Below are 15,480 nucleotides of genomic sequence, written 5' to 3'. Positions count from 1 at the left end.
TTGAGTCGCCCCTTTTGAATGTCCATGTATATGTTGATCTTGTTGATTATATATTTGTATTAGCGATTTCTAATACTGACCCGGTATCCGCATCTACGGTAAACAAGTAATGTTCTTCACCAGAGGAAGTCGATTGGGTGAACCCGCCTTTGTATACATTATAGGACAGCCCGTTCATTTCTACGGATTCTTTAATGGTATAAATCCAGGATCCGCTCATCTTCGACGGCACTTTCTGTTTGAGCGTTTTCAATGCTAATTCAGGTGTAATCGGACGGGAGCTTAATTGTTTTGTAAGCAAAACACCAGCGGCAAACCCAATAATCGTGCCCAGGATGGTAGATGTTTTCAAAAGAGATACCCCTTTCCAACAATGTTAATTTCATTTATTCTTTAGTATAACAGACTTTAACTGATTCATTATACATTTCATGTTGAGGGTTCGTAATTCCCACCCCTCATTAAACAAAACTAGGGAGCGTGAACTTATTTGCTGTTCATTCACACTCCACTTGTTTTGAAGTGGAGTTTTTTAATTTGGCTGTTTTCGAATGATTTGGAAATATACGCGCTGTTCCTGGGCAAAAGAAAAGTGGAAGCGACTCGTTTAGGCACGTAGGTCACTGGAAAACTGACGAGGAGGCTCGAACCAAACAAAGTTCGGTTCTTCGACTGGCTCCCACATGCATGTAAATCAATGTGTCGACCGCCGCAGGAAGTGGCTCGCGAAAGTAGGCTAATCGTGTAAAATTTGATGACTCAAACAATCAACAGCGTTTTAGTTTAAGAGGAATAACATTGATCATAAAACTACAACTCAGAAAAGGAGGCTTGATGTTATGGATTTTCAGATTCCGAAGAAAGTGGAACAAATTGATGTCGATATACAACGTCATGAACTGAGGTACCATAATAAGCGTGTTGCAGTCACGAAGGAATTCACGTTCGATGCAGCTCACCACTTGCATTGTTATGAAGGGAAATGCAAGAGTCTTCATGGGCATACGTATCAATTAGTCATCACGATCAGCGGGTTTGTTGATGATATCGGGCTGACAATCGACTTTGGAGAAATCAAGCAAATTTTTAAAGAAGAAATCGATGCAAAACTAGACCATCGTTATTTGAACGAGGTTTTACCGAATATGAATACCACGGCTGAAAATATGATCGTGTGGATCTGGGAGCGTTTGGAGAACCGTCTCAAGACTTCACACTATAAGGAACGTGGAACAAGGATCGAGGAGTTGAAGTTATATGAAACTCCGACAAGTTATGCAACGTTGAAACGAGAGTGGATGGAAAATGACTAAACAAATGGTATTGCCGGGAAAAACAGAATATATGCAGTGGGATCTTCCGATGGTTGAGATATTCGAGACGGTTGAGGGTGAAGGGGGGATGGCTGGCTTCCCTACGATCTTTGTCCGCGTCTTCCATTGTAATCTTCGTTGCACTTGGTGTGATACAACGTACAGCTATGCACCTGCAAAAGAAGAGTACAAAGCGACAATCGAGGAAATCGTGGAAAAGATCAAAAGTTTTTCCAGCCACCGGATTTGTTTTACAGGTGGAGAACCTTTGATCCATGGAAAAAAATCGGCAGCACTTCTGCAGGCAATGTGTGAGTTGGACCAAATTGTTGACGTTCATATTGAAACAAACGGAGCAATTGATCTGGCGCCTTTTGAAAAACTGCGGAGTGAGAATGAAGCAGTCGGTAAAAAAGCGCGGTTTATCATGGACTTCAAGCTTCCTGATTCAGGTGAAATGGAGCGAATGATTTACACCAATTTTGAACTTTTGAAACCGCAGGATGAAGTCAAATTCGTCATCGGAAATGAAGAGGATTTCGAGGTTGCAACATCCGTAGTCAAAAAACACCATCATGCTGGGCAAGTTTTATACAGTCCTGTTTGGGAAACGATGCCCCCGCAAAAACTTGTTGAAAAAATACTTGCAGAGCCGCTTCCAGAAGTGAAGTTGAGCCTACAGATGCACAAGGTCATCTGGCATCCGGATCAGAGAGGAGTTTAACGATGAAGAAAGCAGTGGTTGTTTTAAGTGGAGGATTGGACAGTACGACCTGCATGGGAATGGCAAAAGAGAAGGGCTGTGAGCTGTATCCGATTACATTCCATTACGGGCAGCGTCATAACCGGGAGGTCGAGCAGGCGGAAAAAGTGGCTGCTCACTTCGGATCGCCCGAACATCGGATTGTCGATGTGAGTTTTTTACAACAGATTGGCGGTAGTGCATTGACGGATGAAACGATTGAGGTAAGGCAAGGCGGGGTAGAAGAAGATATCCCGTCAACATACGTCCCTGCCCGGAATATGATTTTCCTTTCGCTTGCGAGTGCTTATGCAGAAGTGATCGGAGCTGAAGCAATTTATATCGGCGTTTCGGCAGTCGATTATAGCGGATATCCTGATTGCCGTCCTGAATTCATATCAAGTATGAATGATACGGTGAACCTAGCGACAAAGGCAGGTGCAACGGGGGGTCAGTTCAAGATCGAAGCCCCATTGATCCAGCTAACCAAGAAGGAAACGATCGAGGAAGGCCTTCGCTTAGGTGTCCCATATGAATTGACCACTTCTTGCTATTTGGGAGAAGAAGTTGCTTGCGGAGAATGTGACAGCTGTTTATTACGCTTGAAAGGTTTTGAGGAAGTAGGAGCGGAAGACCCTATCCCATATGCTAAAAGGCCTCGTGAATAGCGGTCCATTTGATGTTACGTTACAATAAGGTTGTTGATCATTTTTCTGGAAATGGAAGGGAGAAATCATGAAGGAAGAAACCTTGCGATTATTTCAAACTTTAACAGAATTACAAGGTGCTCCAGGATTCGAGCATGATGTAAGGAAGTTTGTTCGAAGTCAGCTTGAGCCTGTTTCGGATGAAATCATCCAGGACAAGCTTGGAAGTATCTTTGGTGTGAAAAAAGGAAAAGAAGGCGGACCAAAGATCATGGTAGCAGGCCACATGGATGAAGTCGGTTTCATGGTGACGAAGATTACCAAAAATGGAATGCTGAAATTCGAGACGTTAGGCGGCTGGTGGAGCCAGGTCTTATTGGCTCAACGGATGCAGGTCATGACCGATAATGGGCCGGTAATCGGGGTTGTCGGCTCGATACCGCCACATTTACTTGAAGAATCCCAGAGATCCAAACCGATGCCATTGAAGCATATGTATATCGATATTGGCGCAGAAGACAGGGAAGACGCAGAAGCGATCGGTGTTCGGCCGGGACAACAAATTGTTCCGATCTGTCCCTTCACACCGATGGAGAATAAGAAAAAGATTTTGGCGAAAGCATGGGATAACCGATATGGAGTGGGTCTTGCCATTGAGCTGATGAAGGAGCTACAGGGGGAAGAACTACCGAATACGCTATACTCAGGCGCTACAGTCCAGGAAGAGGTAGGGTTACGTGGATCAAAGACAGCAGCCAACCTGATCCAACCGGACATTTTCTACGCATTGGATGCAAGCCCGGCGAATGATGCCAATGGGGATAAGGAAGCATTCGGGCAATTAGGTAAGGGAGCATTGCTGCGGATTCTGGACCGTACGATGGTGACACATAAAGGCATTCGTGATTTCATCCTTGATACAGCCGAATCAAACGATATCCCATATCAGTACTTTATTTCCCAGGGTGGAACAGATGCAGGGAGTGTACATATTTCGAATGAAGGTGTACCATCTGCTGTTGTCGGAATCTGCTCCCGGTATATTCATACCTCAGCATCGATCATCCACATAGATGATTATGCGGCAGCCAAAGAATTGATCGTCAAATTGGTCAAGAACTCTGACAAATCAACCGTCGACCAAATCATCTATAATTAATCGTCACTGGCACCGATGCACAATCGGTGCCTTTACTCGGTTCTTGATTTGTACCAGGCACCGATTGGAAACCGTTGCGGCACAAGGGATTGAATTTTGTACCAGGCACCGATTGGAAACCGTTGCGGCACAAGGGATTGAATTTTGTACCAGGCACCGTTCGGAAACCGTTGCGGCACAAGGGATTAGTTTTTGTACCAGGCACCGTCAGCATTTAAACATATAGGAATGGAGTGTGTTATTAAGTGATTGTAGCGGTTGGGTCAAAGAATCCGGCGAAAGTCCAAGCCGTCCGATTGATCGTCGAAACTCTCGATTGGCAGGTTGAAGGGATGGATGCTCCGTCGCTTGTCTCACCACAGCCTTTTTCAGATCCAGAAACGAGAAAAGGGGCCATCAACCGGGCCAAAGCTTGTGTTAATTCAGGATACAAAATCGGTATAGGACTTGAGGGCGGGGTAGTGGATTCTGAAGCAGGCCTCTTTTTGTGTAATTGGGGAGCGCTTGTAACAGAAAAGCTGGATACCTATGTGGTTAGTGGGGCGAAGATTCTTCTTCCTAAGGAAATCGGTGACCTGGTTCGCTCTGGCAGGGAATTAGGTGATGTAATGGCTGATTACACGAATCAAAAGAATATTCGGAAGAAGGAAGGTGCCATCGGGATTTTTACAGATGGCTGGATCACTCGTGAAGAAATGTTCGCTCATATTGTCCGCCTGTTGATCGGTCAGTATCAGTTTTATAAGAAGCGAACATAAAAAAGGACTGGCCCATTAGTGCCTGAGGTCACCGACTTAACAACATTGTGAGAAAAATCTATTTGTACAAAATGTTGTGTCGGAGGTTACGGTCACTTTCTTTTGGGTCAGCCTTTTCCTTTTATTCCTCTTCAAATACATACGATAGTGCTTGTAACGCTTGATCAAAGTTTTCTACCGTTGCAGTTGCTTTATTGGATAATTCTTTTAATGCATGGTGGAGAGACGCATCTCTGACAAGAACCAATGGTTTATTCAATGCAAGAGCAGTAGAAGCATCCATCGCCGTATTCCATTGCTTATAACTCTCTCCGAAAAACGCGAGAACCACATCTGATTTGGATAGTAAGATCTCAGTTCTTAAATTATTGAAGTCAGAGGCTTTATCATCTTTAAAGATTTTATTTGGTTGTTCCCCCAAGATTTCTTCGCCGATGTCGTCTGAACGACCGTGGTTAGTCATCGGATTGACAAAAGTGATCGGAAGATTCATCTTTTCAGCTTTCTGTTTTACTTCATCTCGCCAATTATCATGGATTTGTCCTGCTAGGTAGACTGTTAAATTCACTTTATCACTCCTTTTTTGTTCTTCATCTATAGTAACATGAGCATTCCGAAAAATTCCTGTAAACCGTCTTGAATGAGGATAAGAGATTAAGGAAAAGCTGATGGCTGAGATTAGAAAATGGGGTATTTTTATGAAAAAGCGTTATGGAATATTGTTATCGATTCTAATCGTATCTGTAATTTGTGTCTGGGTAGTTTATGAAGCTACTCCATTTTGGCATGAAAAGCAAAAGGTGATCACTGTCAAGGAAGGCCAATCACTTCAGGAGGTAGCTGAACAACTTGAATCGGAAAAGATGATCAAAAACAAATTGTTTTTCTTGTTGTATGGAAAACTCAATAACATCGACGGGCAGGTCAAGACAGGGAAACATCAGGTTTCGAGTACACAAACCATCCCATCTATCTATAACGAGCTCTTGAAATCGCCGATTGATAAAGGAATAGAAGTTACTATACCTGAAGGGTTTACAATTGATCAAATAGCAGCCCGGCTTGAAGGAAAGGGTCTTGCCACCAAAGCGGAATTTTTAAAACTAGCAAAAACCGGTGAAGAAATCAACCACCCACTCGTACAAAAGCTTAAGGATGATAAAGATGTCCGATACAAATTAGAAGGCTATTTGTTCCCGGATACCTATTCCTTTCAAAAAGGTATTACCGTAACAGAAATCATCGAGAAGATGCTGGACCGTTTTGAACAAGTACGTCAAGAGCTTGACCCTGATTCAAAGCAAAAATTAGAAAAATGGGTGACGCTTGCTTCCATCGTAGAAAAAGAAGCGGTCGTCGATAAAGAGAGAGAGCTGATTGCCGGAGTATTCCAGAACCGGATGGAGGATGACTGGAAATTGCAATCATGTGCCACGGTCCAATATGTCCTTGATAAACCGAAAGAACGTCTTCTGTATAAAGACCTTGAAGTGAAGAGTCCTTATAATACTTACATTAATGAAGGGCTGCCACCAGGACCAATCGGGAACCCCGGGAAAAAGTCACTAGAAGCCAGTTTGAATTCGAAAGAGCATGATTATTTCTTTTTTGTTGTCAAAGGTGATGGATCCGGTGAACATCATTTTTCGAAGACATTCAAGGAACACCAGCAGTATACCGATCACCAAGGGAACTGGTAGAAGAGCTCATGGTCCATGGAGATAATTCCTTACTTTTGTAGATAAATTTCGTTTTTTGCGTTTGTATCCCCTTTTTAATAGAAAAGCATTGTAAAGAAAAAACTCACCTTTGCTAAGTGAGTTTTTTCCAGATGTGCTCTTTATTTATCTTCCTTTTCGCTGTTGAAGTTGTCCTCGTCTGAACCTTCTTCTGGATCTGTTTCTTCCAACGAAAGCTCTTCTGTAACAGCAGCTTCATCTTTATAATCAGTCGTCCAGTCCGATTCTTCGTCTGTATTTGGGTCTTCTAGGTTTTCACTGATCAAGTTGAACTGTCCAACCTCCTCTTGAAGAAGCATTGCGATGTTTTGGAGTTCGTTTGCAGCATTGTTGACTTCATTGATCGCTTCTTTCTGATGGATACTTGATGCACTTACTTGTTCAGAGGCTGCAACAGATTCCTGTGAAATTGCACTCACTTCCTGAAGTTTTTCCGATAACGCTGTATTTGAGCCTTGGACTTCACTGATCGCTCCACGAACCTGTTGGATTCGGGCATTGATACCTGTTACATTTTCAACGATTTTCGTGAACGCTTGCTTTGTACGATCAACTGAAGACTGCTGCTCTGTACGATAGTAGTCGAATTGCTCAGCCTCGTTTGAAAGCTTTTCCATTTGCTCGGACATCAGAGTAATAAGCTTATATATGTTTTGTGCTTCTGATTTTGAACGTTCTGCAAGCTTCCGGACCTCTTGGGCAACCACTGCGAATCCTCTCCCCGCATCTCCAGCTCTTGCTGATTCGATCGCTGCATTCAGGGCAAGCAGGTCGGTGCTGCCAGCAATACTTTTAATTGTATCGACAATCGATCCGATTTGTTGGGAATGCTGGTTTGCCTCTTGAACCTGGTGAATCAAATGGTTGGCAAGCCCAAGGAATTCATCGGAGCTTTTACCAAGATTTTCAACAATTTTAAGACCTTCTTTACCTTCTTCTTCAGTAGCTTGCGAATCCTGGCTGATTTGAAGACTGTATTCTGCTGTTTCATCGATAGAAGAGGTCACATGCGAAATCAACTCCGTGCTCTCATGTAAATGGTCTGCCTGGACTTGGGCACCAGCAGAAACCTGTTGGATTGCTTCATTAACTTCCTCTGTCTGGGCGGTTGTTTCTTCAGAAATAGCAGCTAGATGCTGAGATGAAGAAGAAAGTTGTTCTGATGCAGTGTTGACCTCTTGCATCGCTTTTTGCATCTTTTCGGCCATCATGTTGAATGTAAGTGCAAGCTCTCCCATCTCATCCTTCTGTTCAACGAAGACACGATGACCAAGATGACCTTCACCAATGACTGTCGCGCCTTCTTTTAAGCTGGTGATCGAAGAAGTGATCGTCCAGGTCAGCCAGAATCCTAATGAACCGATTGCACCTAAAATAATCAAGCTTAAGATGATCAGGATCCATAAAAGGACTGTCCCCAATCGATTCTGATCTGCACTTAAGCTCTTGTTTTCAGCGTTGACCTCTTTTTCAACATTCTCAATCGTTTTTTGCAGGTTCATACCAATCTCTTCAAAAGCAACGACAGTTTGTTGAATTTGCCCCTCGTAACCTTTTACGGTGTCCATTGCACTCTTATAAGCCAATAGATTAGAATTGAAACCCGAGGTTTGATTTGGTTCTAAGCTAGCCGAACGGACTACTTTTTCCAAAGCTTCAAGTTGATCGTTATACCGGTTTTCATCCGTAGAAGTCCCTGTTAAAAAGTATTGTTTTTCTAAAACACGAAGCTCATAGAATTCATTCAATAATGCCGGGTTGATGGATCCAAGCAGCTTACTCATTGCATCTGCTTTTTCATTGAGAATGGCCTGCATACTGTCGACATCAGAAACAAGCTTTGAGGTATCAACGAAGGAAGACTCATATGTACCCACTTCATCAGCAATTTTTTTGAAAGAGGCTGAAAATTGGTTGTTATCTTCTTGAATCGTTTTGATATGGTTTTGAAGCTCAGAGAGTTTGACAGTGATCTCTTGTGCTGAGGCTTCATAAGTGGTCCTTAAAAATTCTTGTTCAAGTTTCCTGATAGACGAAAATTCACTATGGACTTCGATAGTTTCCCTCGAAAGGTGTTGTAGACGTTGTTGCTTTTCATTCATGCTCTGTGTCATAAATACGTAAAACATTGAAAAGGCAAATAAAATGAGAATTCCTACTACGGCCATAATTAACATGAGCCGCACTTTATTCTTGATTGACAGCTGAAGGTTATCCTTGAGCAATTGAAGCATGCTTTCTCCCCCTTGGTTCCTCTGCAAAAGCTATTCACCACTCTACTTTATCGATTGAAACGACTATGTATATAATAGAGATAGAGTTTCGAATAGCTCATATATTTTCCTTACTTTTATTATCGTAGAATGTTGAAAAATCTTAATACTTTTTCCGATAGAATTTTGTAAATACAAGCATTAAAAAAACTAAGCCAGGTTTCAAGGAAACGGAGGTAAGTGTATTGAAATCATTTTTTAGGAAAAAAGGGGTCTCCCTTTCATTACATACTTATTTTGTGACAGCGCTGAGTTATATGGCATTAGGACTCTTCTCTTCTCTCATCATTGGACTTATTTTGCAGACAGCGGGTGAGTTGTCTGGGTCTGCATTCTTTATGGAAATGGGAAGTTTGACGATGAGTTTGATGGGGCCAGCGATCGGGGTTGCAATTGCATATGGTTTGAATGCTCCTCCACTTGTTTTATTTTCTGCAGTCATTGCAGGGGCTGCCGGAAGTGCCTTAGGGGGAGGGCCAGCAGGAAGTTATGTGGCCACCCTGTTTGCAGTGGAGTTTGGAAAAATGATCTCGAAGGAAACGAAAGTGGATATTATCGCAACACCATTTGTGACTGTAACGATCGGTTTTCTCGTAGCCAAGTTCATCGGTCCGCAAATATCCGGTGCCATGCAGAACTTCGGTGAGCTCATCATGTGGGCAACAGAACAAAGGCCACTTGTTATGGGAATCCTTGTTGCCAGCTTAATGGGTTTAGCCTTGACAGCCCCGATTTCAAGTGCAGCGATTGCCATCATGCTTGGGCTCGATGGACTGGCAGCAGGTGCAGCGACAATCGGTTGTGCTGCTCAAATGATCGGGTTTGCAACGGCAAGCTTCCGGGAGAATGGATGGGGAGGTTGGATCGCTCAAGGTATCGGAACCTCTATGCTGCAGGTTGCAAACATTGTTAAAAAGCCAGCCATACTTATTCCGCCAACCATTGCAGGAATGGTCCTGGCACCGTTTGGAACGGTAGTCTGGGTAACATCCAATATTGCTGAAGGTGCGGGTATGGGGACAAGTGGATTCGTCGGACAAATCATGACCTTTCGCACGATGGGCTTTACTTTTGAAACTTTACTAATTGTTCTGGTCCTCCATTTTATTGGACCTGCTTTAATCTCTCTTGTAATATCAGAATGGATGAGAAAAAAAGGAATCATCCAACCTGGGGATATGAAAATCGATTACTAACATTGGAGGTTATGGAATTGAAAACAATCACAACAAATGATGACTGGAATGCGGCCATACAATCAGATCATGCAATCATCATGTTTTCTGCTGTCTGGTGTCCTGATTGTGTGATCGTCCAACCGATCATGCGGGAGATAGAGGAAGAGTACGATGAGTTTGATTATTTTTATGTAGACCGTGATGAACATATTGAATTATGCCAGGAACTCGGTATTTTCGGTATTCCGAGTTTTCTTGCTTATCGAAATGGAAAAGAAGTAGGACGCTATGTGGACAAGCAGCGTAAAACCAAAGAACAAATTGAGGATTTCCTTCAATCTATCGGATAAAAAAGTGACTTTTCCCCTTTCTGGTGTTACAATTTACTATTAGAGATTCATGTCTTAATTGTTATTTAGAAAGGGTGAATATTGTGGCAAAAGTAGATGTTGACCACAGTAAATACGCTGGTATTCGCTTCGATATAGAAAATGAGGATGTCATCCTTGTCGATATCCTGGAAACCATTCCATATGAATATGTGGGGAAAGATACTTTAGTGACGATCCCGACGACAGAATTCACATCTGTTTGTCCGTGGTCTGGACTTCCGGATTTCGCTGAATTCCATATCAGCTATATACCGAATGAGAAACTCGTAGAAATGAAATCCTTGAAGTATTACCTTACTTCTTACCGAAATGTCGGAATCTATCAAGAGCATGCGACAAATCGTATCCTTGATGATCTTGTACAATTACTCGATCCAAAAGAAATGAAAGTCACTGCAATCTGGAATGCACGTGGTGGATTGGGAACTGAAGTTGTAGCCGAGTATAAAAAAGATAACAAATAACTCTGGGGTCGGACCCTAAGTGTTGCCCAGGGGGTTGATCCATAAGTGCCTGACACTTTACTTTTGGTCAACCCCTTCTTCTGTTTATCAAAAAAACTATGTTATAGTTTTTGGTTTATTAGAAAACTTTCTTAAGCGAAGATCCCGACATTCCTACGGGAAAAGCGAGCCAGGGGAGACCTCGCATTTTGGATGCAGAGAGGTGATATCCAGCTCAGCGACCAGTCACTTGGGTCACTTCAGACTGCCTGTGACGGTCGACACAATGATTTATATCTTATGTGTGAGCTCACGCAGAACCGAACTTTGTTTGGTTCGAGCCTCCTCGTCAGTCTTCCAGTGACTTACGTGACTAAGCGGGTCGCTTCCGCTTTTCTTTATGTCCAGCTCAGCGACCAGTCACTTGGATCACTTCAGACTTCCTGTGGCGGCGACAGCCTCCTCGTCAGTCTTCCAGTGACCTACGTGACTAAGCGGGTCGCTTCCGCTTTTCTTACCCGCGGAAAGGGAGTGAATTTCGCAAGATTAACTAATATTAAAAAGAGCGAGGATTCAACCTAGAAAGGGGGATGACAGATGGAACCAATTGAATTGAAACGTATACTAGAAAGTAAACTAGGGACCGATGACCGTTCTCTCATTTTCAATACGAAAGAAAAAACATTAAGGATTGAAGAAAAGGAAACAGGCAAAGGGATTACACTGTCACTTCCAGGATTGACTGCAAAATATGAAGAGCGTAAAGATGATGCGATCGACGAAATCATCTATCATGTCGAAGAACTGTTTACCGTCATGAATCGGAACCAATCGTTGGATGGGAATCAGAAAGCGATATTTCCAGTGATCCGATCGACTTCTTTTCCTACTGAACATAATGGAGAGCCGCTGGTATTTGAAGAACACACAGCTGAGACCCGTATCTTTTATGCCCAAGACCTTGGGAATTCTTATCGCCTGTTGACAGAAAAAATGCTTGAAGATGAAGGATGGAACATGCAACAGCTGAAAGAAATCGGAAGGTTCAACCTACGGTCGCTTGATTGTTCAATGAAGGAAGATCAAGTAGCAGGAAATACATTCTACTTCATCAACCACAATGATGGGTATGACGCAAGCCGTATCTTGAATCAACAACTCCTTGACAGTATGGAGAAAAAAGTAGATGGAACGCTTGCTGTTGCTGTTCCGCACCAAGATGTGCTGATTTTTGCCGATATTAAAAATGAACAGGGATACGATATTCTTGGTCAAATGTCCATGCATTTCTTTTCGAATGGAAGAATCCCTGTTACTGCATTGCCTTTCCTCTATGAAAAAGGAGATCTCGATCCAATATTCATACTTGCAAAAACGAAGCCGGAAAAATCTGAATAGATGTTGACGAAAGGGGAAAGCCCGAATGGTGAATATATATTATAATCAAAAAGGAGTAGGGGATGTTTTGCTCGTTTCTGTAGATGCAGGAACAGTTAGTGAACGTGCCTTTCATAAAAAAGGAGAAGTCGTAAGATTATTTGATAAAAAAGACAGCCGTACACTAGGCTATAATATTTTTAATGCCTCCCATCACTTTGACCTTTCTGGAAATGGGAAAATCGAGGTCGCAGAAACACTGGTCAAGAAAATAAACCAGTTTTTACAAAAGAATGGTTTAGAGGAAGCGATTGAAAATGATACGCGTCCCGGTTTCATTGTCGGACACGTTGATTCAAAAGAAAAACATCCTGATGCAGATAAACTGAGCATTTGTAAAGTGGATATCGGTAATGAAGTCTTACAAATCGTTTGCGGAGCACCAAACGTCGATAAGGGTCAGAAGGTAGTTGTAGCACGTGTCGGTGCAGTGATGCCAAGTGGTATGCTGATTAAAGAAGCTGCACTTCGCGGTGTACAATCCTCTGGTATGATTTGTTCCGCTAAAGAATTGGATCTTCCAGACGCACCTCGAGAAAAAGGGATACTCGTATTAAACGAGAATTATCGAGTTGGCGAAGATTTCTTTAGCAGAACCCTTTAATTAAAGCAGAAAGCAACCAGAATTCCTCCCTGGTTGTTTTCTTCCTTTTCTAATGAAGAGGATAGGAATAAGCTATTACTCTTGTCGATTCCCTTTCAATAGTGAGGGTATAATCTCATAGTACTAGGAACATAAAAGAATTTTTTTAAAAAGGTGAATGGATAAAAATGTCTAAATGGTTGAAAAAAATGATAGATTTAATATTCGATGATGAAGAAGAAATAGAGGGTGAGAAACCGAACAACAAAAGAGCATCCAGGACAACTTCTGAATATGAAAGAAAAGGGAAATCGGTCGGCCGAATCACAACAGCTAAGGGCTCGTTTGAACCTAAAATGAAATACCAATACCCCAAAGATGGGAATTTCCGTTTTCCTGTCATACCTGACGACAAAGATAGGGACGATTCCTTTGAGACACCGGACAGAAACAAAAGAGCCAAGAAGCAATTGCATGAAAATGAGCCCGAACAAAAACACACGGATAAAGGGCAGCTTAGCCGTAGTCGGAGGGAGAGCCGGGTCAATCAAGCAGGAGAGAGACCGAAATTCACTGGGAAAAATTTTAAACCTGCGGAAATCCCTTCTCCAATCTATGGATTTAGGAGTCGCCCTGAAGTGTTCCCACCGGAAATCGGCCCTGAAAGTGCTGGCATCATTTCTAGTAAAAAACATGAAACAGAACCATCACATGAACCAGGATACGAAGCATTTCAAGCGGTTTCTGGAATGAGACAAGATCAATTCTCAAATGAAACGGATCCTATTGAATCAGAAAAACCAGAATCACCAATCCTTGGTTGGGATTTCAAGGAAGAATCAAAAATGGACAATGAACAGGCAGAAGATTCAATATCGAAGTCAAAAAGCACAGAGGAATCCCCCAATCATGAACCAGAAGAAGGAATAGAACTAATTCCCTGGACAGATATGGATCAAGAAAGGGATGAAGAAACACACGTAGAACCAGAAGAAGGATCAATCGGGAGAGATACATATTACAATAAAACGAGTAGTATTCAAGAAACGTCTGAACCACTCAAACCGGAAAACAATGAAAAAGCATCTCAAGATCAAAATGTCCAGGTCGATCGATCGGAGATACCTGAAAAAAAGAAGAGCCCGATTCCATTCAATGTGATGATGCTGCAACGGGATAGACAATCAAGGAGCACTCCAGATAAAAAGGATTCTGGCTCTGTTTCGTCAAAACCTGCCCAAGCCATAAATAGTGGATATATATTTCCATCTGAGAGTTTATTGGATCGGGAAATCCAGGAGATCAATGATGATGATACATGGTTAGATGATCAGATCGAATTGTTGCAGTCCACTTTACATGATTTCAATGTGAAGGCGACTGTCATTGGAGCAACGAAAGGACCTTCTGTAACAAGGATTGAAGTTCAGCCTGCACCGGGCGTAAAAGTGAATAAGATTACGAATCTTTCTGATGATATCAAATTAAGCCTCGCAGCGAAGGATATACGGATGGAGGCACCGATTCCTGGCAGGAATGCAATTGGAATCGAAGTGCCGAATAAAGTCAGTAAATCGGTGACCCTCCGTGAAATCATTACTCACCCGAATTTCGCCAAAAGCCCATCGCCGCTTTCTGTAGCATTAGGACTTGATATATCAGGGAATCCGGTCGTGACGGACCTCCAGAAGATGCCGCATGGGTTAATTGCTGGTGCTACGGGCTCTGGGAAAAGTGTATGTATCAATTCGCTGCTGATCAGTATTTTATACAAGGCGCATCCCGACGATGTAAGATTGATGCTGATCGATCCAAAAATGGTAGAGCTTGCACCTTACAATCATCTGCCTCACCTGGTAACTCCGGTCATAACGGATGCGAAGGAAGCGACTCTAGGTCTGAAGTGGGCTGTGGATGAAATGGAACGTCGATATGAATTGTTTGCGAAGACCGGTGTGAGAGATATGGAACGTTTCAACAAACTGGTAAAAGAAAAAGGGGAGCCTGATCAAAAGCTCCCATATGTGGTTGTCATTATTGATGAGTTGGCAGACCTGATGATGGTATCTCCACAGGAAGTAGAGGATTCTATTTGCAGGATCGCACAAAAAGCCCGCGCTTGTGGCATCCATCTACTATTAGCAACTCAGCGGCCTTCCGTTGATGTCATAACCGGATTGATCAAAGCGAACATTCCTACACGGATCGCCTTCTCTGTATCTTCAGCTGTGGACTCCAGAACGATCATCGATACAAATGGTGCGGATAAGCTGCTTGGAAAGGGAGATATGCTCTTTCTTGGCCATGGAGTATCCAAACCTGTCCGAATCCAGGGGAATTTTGTATCTGATGAGGAAATCGAGCGGATTACCGTGCATGTCAAAGGACAACGGGAGCCGGATTATTTATTTGAAAAAGAAGAACTGATACAAAATACAATGGCTTTTGAACAAAATGATGAGTTGTTTGATGAGGCATGCGAATTTGTGTTTGAGCAAGGTGCTGCTTCTTCTTCCGCCTTACAGAGAAGGTTTCGTATCGGTTATAATCGAGCAGCCAGGTTAGTCGATATGATGGAAGCGCGTGGCATCGTTTCAGAAGCGATGGGAAGTAAACCCCGTAATGTACTGGTATCGAAGCAAGAATTTTATGATCAAGTTAGTGAATGATATTCTGAACCAACTTGACTACCGGTAATACGATGATCAGCAATCTTTTTGGATTCATGATAGTCTTGAATTATCGGTAGTCGATTTATATGATAAACTTATGGTTATCTTATAGGTAATGGAAGTACATAAAGGAATAGGTGCAAT

At 42.6% G+C, this 15,480-nt stretch carries 15 protein-coding genes; 12 read left to right on the top strand and 3 right to left on the bottom strand.

Annotated elements, in window-relative coordinates; all coding sequences use genetic code 11:
• Positions 1 to 46: 46 nt before the first annotated feature.
• On the bottom strand, positions 47 to 352 hold the full coding sequence (locus L1611_RS03655; RefSeq protein ID WP_236311727.1) for a PepSY domain-containing protein: 306 nt from the start codon (positions 350 to 352) through the stop codon (positions 47 to 49).
• Between the two features lie 487 nt (positions 353 to 839).
• Here L1611_RS03655 and queD point away from each other — a divergent pair, with 487 nt between their 5' ends.
• The 5 genes from queD (at position 840) to L1611_RS03630 (ending at position 4,619) form a co-directional block, all read left to right on the top strand.
• Positions 840 to 1,313, top strand: coding sequence for a 6-carboxytetrahydropterin synthase QueD (gene queD, locus L1611_RS03650; RefSeq protein WP_236311726.1), 474 nt, complete (start codon positions 840 to 842; stop codon positions 1,311 to 1,313).
• Positions 1,306 to 2,037 carry a 7-carboxy-7-deazaguanine synthase QueE gene (locus tag L1611_RS03645; RefSeq protein WP_236311725.1) on the top strand — a complete coding sequence of 244 codons (732 nt, stop codon included), beginning with the start codon at positions 1,306 to 1,308 and terminating at the stop codon, positions 2,035 to 2,037. Before queD ends, L1611_RS03645 begins: the two co-directional genes overlap by 8 nt.
• A gap of 2 nt (positions 2,038 to 2,039) precedes the next feature.
• Complete coding sequence (gene queC, locus L1611_RS03640; RefSeq protein ID WP_236311724.1) at positions 2,040 to 2,723, top strand: 7-cyano-7-deazaguanine synthase QueC; 684 nt, start codon at positions 2,040 to 2,042, stop codon at positions 2,721 to 2,723.
• A 67-nt stretch (positions 2,724 to 2,790) separates the two neighbouring features.
• Positions 2,791 to 3,861, top strand: a complete 1,071-nt coding sequence (locus tag L1611_RS03635) for a M42 family metallopeptidase (protein ID WP_236311722.1) — start codon at positions 2,791 to 2,793, stop codon at positions 3,859 to 3,861.
• Positions 3,862 to 4,106: 245 nt separating this feature from the next.
• The gene (locus L1611_RS03630) at positions 4,107 to 4,619 is read left to right on the top strand and encodes a DUF84 family protein (protein ID WP_236311721.1); all 513 of its coding nucleotides are present in this window, start codon (positions 4,107 to 4,109) and stop codon (positions 4,617 to 4,619) included.
• Positions 4,620 to 4,740: 121 nt separating this feature from the next.
• Here L1611_RS03630 and L1611_RS03625 read toward each other — a convergent pair whose 3' ends face one another.
• A complete protein-coding gene (locus L1611_RS03625; protein ID WP_236311720.1) occupies positions 4,741 to 5,187 on the bottom strand; it encodes a YtoQ family protein in 447 nt (148 codons plus the stop codon).
• A gap of 130 nt (positions 5,188 to 5,317) precedes the next feature.
• Between L1611_RS03625 and mltG the strand changes: the two genes are divergently transcribed.
• Entirely contained in the window at positions 5,318 to 6,319 is a 1,002-nt protein-coding gene (mltG, locus tag L1611_RS03620; protein ID WP_236311719.1) for an endolytic transglycosylase MltG, read from the top strand.
• Between the two features lie 140 nt (positions 6,320 to 6,459).
• Here mltG and L1611_RS03615 read toward each other — a convergent pair whose 3' ends face one another.
• Positions 6,460 to 8,592 carry a methyl-accepting chemotaxis protein gene (locus L1611_RS03615; protein WP_236311718.1) on the bottom strand — a complete coding sequence of 711 codons (2,133 nt, stop codon included), beginning with the start codon at positions 8,590 to 8,592 and terminating at the stop codon, positions 6,460 to 6,462.
• Between the two features lie 224 nt (positions 8,593 to 8,816).
• Here L1611_RS03615 and L1611_RS03610 point away from each other — a divergent pair, with 224 nt between their 5' ends.
• The 6 genes from L1611_RS03610 (at position 8,817) to L1611_RS03585 (ending at position 15,333) form a co-directional block, all read left to right on the top strand.
• Positions 8,817 to 9,827, top strand: coding sequence for a PTS sugar transporter subunit IIC (locus L1611_RS03610; protein ID WP_236311717.1), 1,011 nt, complete (start codon positions 8,817 to 8,819; stop codon positions 9,825 to 9,827).
• 17 nt (positions 9,828 to 9,844) lie between these two features.
• The gene (locus L1611_RS03605) at positions 9,845 to 10,159 is read left to right on the top strand and encodes a thioredoxin family protein (protein WP_236311716.1); all 315 of its coding nucleotides are present in this window, start codon (positions 9,845 to 9,847) and stop codon (positions 10,157 to 10,159) included.
• 83 nt (positions 10,160 to 10,242) lie between these two features.
• Positions 10,243 to 10,665: a preQ(1) synthase gene (queF, locus tag L1611_RS03600; protein WP_236311714.1), complete on the top strand. Its 423-nt coding sequence runs from the start codon at positions 10,243 to 10,245 to the stop codon at positions 10,663 to 10,665.
• A 576-nt stretch (positions 10,666 to 11,241) separates the two neighbouring features.
• On the top strand, positions 11,242 to 12,042 hold the full coding sequence (locus tag L1611_RS03595; protein WP_236311713.1) for a DUF1444 domain-containing protein: 801 nt from the start codon (positions 11,242 to 11,244) through the stop codon (positions 12,040 to 12,042).
• 25 nt (positions 12,043 to 12,067) lie between these two features.
• Complete coding sequence (gene ytpR, locus L1611_RS03590; protein WP_236311712.1) at positions 12,068 to 12,685, top strand: YtpR family tRNA-binding protein; 618 nt, start codon at positions 12,068 to 12,070, stop codon at positions 12,683 to 12,685.
• Between the two features lie 167 nt (positions 12,686 to 12,852).
• On the top strand, positions 12,853 to 15,333 hold the full coding sequence (locus tag L1611_RS03585; RefSeq protein WP_236311711.1) for a DNA translocase FtsK: 2,481 nt from the start codon (positions 12,853 to 12,855) through the stop codon (positions 15,331 to 15,333).
• The last annotated feature ends 147 nt before the right edge of the window (positions 15,334 to 15,480 follow it).

The sequence above is a fragment of the Pseudalkalibacillus salsuginis genome (assembly GCF_021646685.1).
Taxonomy (GTDB): Bacteria; Bacillota; Bacilli; order Bacillales; family Fictibacillaceae; genus Pseudalkalibacillus; species Pseudalkalibacillus salsuginis.
The sequence above is the reverse complement of the archived record's forward strand: the minus strand, read 5'-3'. Positions and strand labels throughout refer to the sequence as shown.

What these genes read in the sequence shown, in the direction of transcription:
- queD (WP_236311726.1), top strand. Translation starts at nt 840, where the DNA reads ATGGATTTTCAGATTCCGAAGAAAGTGGAACAAATTGATGTCGATATA.
- L1611_RS03645 (WP_236311725.1), top strand. Translation starts at nt 1,306, where the DNA reads ATGACTAAACAAATGGTATTGCCGGGAAAAACAGAATATATGCAGTGG.
- queC (WP_236311724.1), top strand. Translation starts at nt 2,040, where the DNA reads ATGAAGAAAGCAGTGGTTGTTTTAAGTGGAGGATTGGACAGTACGACC.
- L1611_RS03635 (WP_236311722.1), top strand. Translation starts at nt 2,791, where the DNA reads ATGAAGGAAGAAACCTTGCGATTATTTCAAACTTTAACAGAATTACAA.
- mltG (WP_236311719.1), top strand. Translation starts at nt 5,318, where the DNA reads ATGAAAAAGCGTTATGGAATATTGTTATCGATTCTAATCGTATCTGTA.
- L1611_RS03615 (WP_236311718.1), bottom strand. Translation starts at nt 8,592, where the DNA reads ATGCTTCAATTGCTCAAGGATAACCTTCAGCTGTCAATCAAGAATAAA.
- L1611_RS03595 (WP_236311713.1), top strand. Translation starts at nt 11,242, where the DNA reads ATGGAACCAATTGAATTGAAACGTATACTAGAAAGTAAACTAGGGACC.
- ytpR (WP_236311712.1), top strand. Translation starts at nt 12,068, where the DNA reads ATGGTGAATATATATTATAATCAAAAAGGAGTAGGGGATGTTTTGCTC.
- L1611_RS03585 (WP_236311711.1), top strand. Translation starts at nt 12,853, where the DNA reads ATGTCTAAATGGTTGAAAAAAATGATAGATTTAATATTCGATGATGAA.